The sequence below is a fragment of the Mesorhizobium sp. genome (genome assembly GCF_024509055.1).
Lineage (GTDB): Bacteria > Pseudomonadota > Alphaproteobacteria > Rhizobiales > Rhizobiaceae > Mesorhizobium.
Window position 1 is genome coordinate 1 of sequence record NZ_JANINM010000137.1, and the last position, 4,197, is coordinate 4,197.

The 4,197-nt window shown below is 65.1% G+C and carries 5 protein-coding genes; 2 read left to right on the top strand and 3 right to left on the bottom strand.

Annotation, left to right across the window (positions count from 1 at the left end; genetic code table 11):
* Positions 1-344: 344 nt before the first annotated feature.
* Genes Q0L57_RS07160 through Q0L57_RS07170 form a run of 3 tightly spaced genes read right to left on the bottom strand, consistent with a single transcriptional unit; the run spans position 345 to position 2,390 of the window.
* The gene (locus Q0L57_RS07160; RefSeq protein WP_296740338.1) at positions 345-1,061 is read right to left on the bottom strand and encodes a Bax inhibitor-1/YccA family protein; all 717 of its coding nucleotides are present in this window, start codon (positions 1,059-1,061) and stop codon (positions 345-347) included.
* A gap of 37 nt (positions 1,062-1,098) precedes the next feature.
* Positions 1,099-1,872, bottom strand: a complete 774-nt coding sequence (locus tag Q0L57_RS07165; RefSeq protein WP_296740339.1) for an anti-sigma factor — start codon at positions 1,870-1,872, stop codon at positions 1,099-1,101.
* Positions 1,869-2,390, bottom strand: coding sequence for a sigma-70 family RNA polymerase sigma factor (locus tag Q0L57_RS07170; protein ID WP_296740342.1), 522 nt, complete (start codon positions 2,388-2,390; stop codon positions 1,869-1,871). The genes Q0L57_RS07165 and Q0L57_RS07170 overlap by 4 nt, the downstream gene beginning before the upstream one ends.
* Before the next feature lie 182 nt (positions 2,391-2,572).
* Between Q0L57_RS07170 and Q0L57_RS07175 the strand changes: the two genes are divergently transcribed.
* Entirely contained in the window at positions 2,573-3,757 is a 1,185-nt protein-coding gene (locus Q0L57_RS07175; RefSeq protein ID WP_296740344.1) for an amino acid aminotransferase, read from the top strand.
* A 72-nt stretch (positions 3,758-3,829) separates the two neighbouring features.
* Positions 3,830-4,197 (top strand): MazG family protein (locus tag Q0L57_RS07180; protein ID WP_296740347.1); only part of this gene is annotated, 368 nt, incomplete at its 3' end.

Consider the following 4,197-nt stretch of genomic DNA (forward strand, 5'->3'; position numbering starts at 1 on the left):
GCCGAGATGCCGTCGCCATGAAGCGTCACCTGTTCCATGCGCCCTCGTGGGTGGCTGATATGGCCGCAGGTTAGCAAAAGCGAGGCAGGACTCAAGCGAGGTCGGTGGAATCAGGACTGCAGTCAGTCTAAGCTCATGTTTTCCGGATGCTTTTGCCGGACACGCACGAAGGCGGCGCCATTTCTGGTTTCGGCGCGCTGGCTGTGAAGAAGGCAGCTTGAAAATGGGGGCCTGGCCGGCAAACACACCCCCTGCGGAGCCGACCAGGCACGGGCGCCGGCCCCTCGGGAGAGCCGGCGCCCGTCTTGTCCGGGCATTAGGAGATGCCCGGAAAGCTCAGGCGGCTATTCGCGCTCGCCGGTGAAGTTCAGCAGCAGCTGGAAGATGTTGATGAAGTTCAGATAAAGCGAGAAAGCGCCGAAGACAGCGAGCTTCTGTTGCGATTCCGCGTCGAAGTTCTCGGCATACTGCTCCTTGATCGTCTGCGTGTCCCATGCGGTCAGGCCGATGAAGACGGCGATACCGATCACCGAGATGGCGAACTGCAGCGCGGTCGAGCCGAGGAACAGGTTGACGAGGCTCGCGATCACCACGCCGATCAGGCCCATGATCAGGAAGGACGAGAACTGCGTCAGGTCGCGCCTGGTCGTGTAGCCATAGAGGCTGGTGGCGCCGAACATGGTGGCGGCGATGAAGAATGTGCGCGCGATGCTCGTTCCGGTGAAGACCAGGAACACCGACGCCAGCGAAAGGCCCATGACGCCACAGAAAGCCCAGAACATGGCCTGCGCGCTGGCCGCCGACATCGTCTGCATCTTGAAAGAGAACAGCATGACGAAGGCGAGCGGCGCCAGCATCACCACCCACTTCAGCGGACTGGAGAAGATCGGCACATAGAGCGCCGGCGTAGAGGATACGGCGAAGGCGACGACGCCGGTGACCACGAGGCCGAGGCCCATGTAGTTATAGACGCGCAGCATGTGCTGGCGCAGGCCCTCGTCATAGACTGCCCCGGCCTGGACGCCGGTGCCCATTCGATATCCCAGATTGGGGCTGTTCATTTGGTTCTCCTTGGTTGGGACGGTTCGTTTCGGTGTTTCAGTAAAGGGTTCTGGCCAGTTTCTCGGCGGCGCGGTCGAGATTGCCGGCATCGCTGCGGCCGACGACCGCGTAGGCAACCTCGCCGATCTGGAAATAGGCCGAAGAGATATCGCCCGAGGGCACCACGGTCGGCTTCACCACATCGAAGGTGCCCGGCCTGATGGCAAACAGCGAGACGAGCCCGAGATCCTTCGTTTCGAGCGCCATCTCGACGCTCGGCCCGAAGCGTGACGGATAGACCTGCACGTCGCGGATCTTCCAATCCGCGGGCAGCGACGGCATGACGATCGCTGTCGCTGCACGGATTTCGTCGGCGTTGTAGCCCGGCGCTTCCGCTTGGGACGGCATCGCCTCGCGCACCAGCGTCGTCCTGTGCGCGCTCACCGCCTCCTCGACATAGGCCGGCGGCTGCGTCGAGGCGACGACCTTGGTGACGGCGATCGACCCGAATATGCTATTTGCCAGCCAGCCGGCGCCGACCAGCAGCGCCGCGGCCGCGGCGCGCTGCAGGACGGCGAAGATACGGCCCTGGGCAAGCCCCCTCTCCAGCCGGCGCGCCGCCTCGGTGGTCGCCGGCCGCGCCATGCCGCTCGAGCCGGCAAGCGCCATGCGCAACTCGTCGCGCATCCTCAGGTCCGACATCACGCGCGCGGCGGTTTCCGGGCGCGCGGACAGGTACGCCTCGACCTCGATGCGGCGGGCAACCTCAAGCTGGTCGTCGACATAAGCGTCGAGATCGGCATCGGTTACGGGATCGATACTGGCCGTCATGAGTCACCTCCCACGATCCGCAAATGGTTCTTGCCTCGCCCCGGAGCGCCCTGCTCCATCTCGCGCAGCGCCGCGCGCGCCCGGCCAATACGCGACATCAGTGTTCCCAGCGGGACGCTGCTGACCTGAGCCGCCTCGCCGTAGCTCAGTCCTTCGATGACGACGAGGTGCAGGGCCGAACGCTGTTCTTCAGGCAGCGCCAGGAAGGCCTCGCGCACCTGCGACAGGCGCACCGAATGCTCTTGGGATGGCGGCACGCTGGTGTCGGCAAGATGTCCGGCCTGCTCGATCCGCGCCGCCTCTGACCGTCGCGAGCGTACGCGGTCGATGAAGGTGTTGTGCACGATCGCCAAAAGCCAGGCGCGCAGGTTGCCGCCCGAGCGAAAGGTGCCGCGCCGCTCGTAGGCGCGCACCAGCGCATCGTGCACCAGATCCTCGGCGTCGGTGCTGTCGCGCGTCAGCGAGCGCGCATAGCGGCGCAACGAGCCAAGCTGCCCAACGATATCGAAGCGTGTCATCGACCGTTTCATGCCCTGTTTACGGAGCATGTGGGGATTTTAATCCCTTAGCCCTGTCATTTTTCGACGGGCTTTGGCCTTCGGCGGAGTTGTTAGCCTCCATCACGATCTGGCCAGGCAGGAAACCGCTGGCGCCAAACCGGCGATTTGCGTATCAATCCGCCGCCATTGGAGCCTGATCGATGTTCGAAGACCTGCAGCCCGCGCCCGCCGACAAGATCCTTGCCCTGATCGGGGCCTACAAGGCCGATACGCGCCCCGGAAAGGTGGACCTCGGCGTCGGCGTCTACAAAGACCGCGAAGGCAGGACCCCGGTGATACGAGCGGTGCGCGAGGCGGAAAAGCGGCTGCTCGCGACGCAGGACACCAAGACTTATCTCGGCCTTGCCGGCGACACGGGTTTCAACGCCGCCATGATCAAGCTAGCCTTCGGCGGGAAGGCCGACCTTTCGCGCATTCGCGCGGCACAGGCGCCGGGCGGATCGGGCGCGCTCCGGCTGGTGGCCGAACTCCTGCAGCGCACGCGCTCCGGCGCGACGGTGTGGGTGTCCGATCCGACCTGGCCGAACCATCTGCCGGTGATGCGTGCCGCCGGCCTGCAGGTCCGCGAGTACCCCTATTTCGACGCAGCCTCGGGGGCGGTCCGCTTCGACGACATGCTGGCCGCGCTGCGCACGGCGAAAAGCGGTGATGTCGTGCTGCTGCATGGCTGCTGCCACAACCCGACCGGCGCCAACCTGGATGCCGGGCAGTGGGCGAAGGTCGCCGATGTGCTCCTGGAGCGGGGGCTCTTGCCGTTCGTCGACATCGCCTATCAGGGCTTCGGCGAGGGGCTGGACGCTGACGCGGCCGGCCTTCGGCTGCTCGCTGAAAAAGTGCCGGAGATGGTTGTCGCTTCGAGTTGCTCGAAGAACTTCGCCGTCTATCGCGACCGTGTGGGCGCCGCCATGATCATGGCCAAGGACGGCGCCCAGGCGGATGTGGCGATGAGCCAGATGCTGGCCGCTGCCCGCGCCCTCTATTCGATGCCGCCGGACCATGGCGCTGCGGCCGTGCGCATGGTGCTGGAAGACGCGGCGTTGAAGGCCGACTGGGAGTCGGAGCTTGAGGAAATGCGGCTGCGTATGCTGAGGCTGCGTGTCGCCTTCGCCGAAGCCTTGCGCCGGCAATCCAATTCCGACCGCTTCGATTTCGTCGCCAGCCACCGCGGCATGTTTTCCCGCCTTGGCCTGACTGAGGCGCAGGTCGAGCGTCTGCGCGCCGAGCATGCCGTCTACATGGTGGGCGACAGCCGCATCAATGTCGCCGGTTTGCCGGAGGACGGCATGGACGACCTCGCCAAGGCGATCGTCTCCGTCCTCGACTGAGGCTCGGACAGCTGTGGACAAGTCGCGCCGGGCCGTTGGTCGGCTTGCACGGCACGGGATAGGCTCTACGCCATGAAGCCCTCCAAGGACATTTCCCGGCTGATCGAGATCATGGCGGCGCTGCGGGCGCCGAAGACCGGCTGCCCGTGGGATGTCGAGCAGAATTTCTCGACCATCGCGCCCTACACGATCGAGGAAGCCTATGAGGTGGCCGACGCGATCGCGCGCGGCGATTTCGACGATTTGCGCGAGGAACTGGGCGATCTGCTCCTCCAGGTCGTCTACCACGCACAGATGGCGCAGGAGATCGGCGAGTTCGCATTCGACGATGTCGTGGAGGCCATCACCACGAAAATGATCCGCCGCCATCCGCATGTCTTCGGCGACGAGAAGGCGCGCAGCGCAGGCATGGCCAAAGGCATGTGGGAGAAGATCAAGGC

Bases quoted from the DNA above. Each gene is read 5' to 3' on its own strand.
- Q0L57_RS07160 (WP_296740338.1), bottom strand. From the start codon at position 1,061: ATGAACAGCCCCAATCTGGGATATCGAATGGGCACCGGCGTCCAGGCC.
- Q0L57_RS07165 (WP_296740339.1), bottom strand. From the start codon at position 1,872: ATGACGGCCAGTATCGATCCCGTAACCGATGCCGATCTCGACGCTTAT.
- Q0L57_RS07170 (WP_296740342.1), bottom strand. From the start codon at position 2,390: ATGACACGCTTCGATATCGTTGGGCAGCTTGGCTCGTTGCGCCGCTAT.
- Q0L57_RS07175 (WP_296740344.1), top strand. From the start codon at position 2,573: ATGTTCGAAGACCTGCAGCCCGCGCCCGCCGACAAGATCCTTGCCCTG.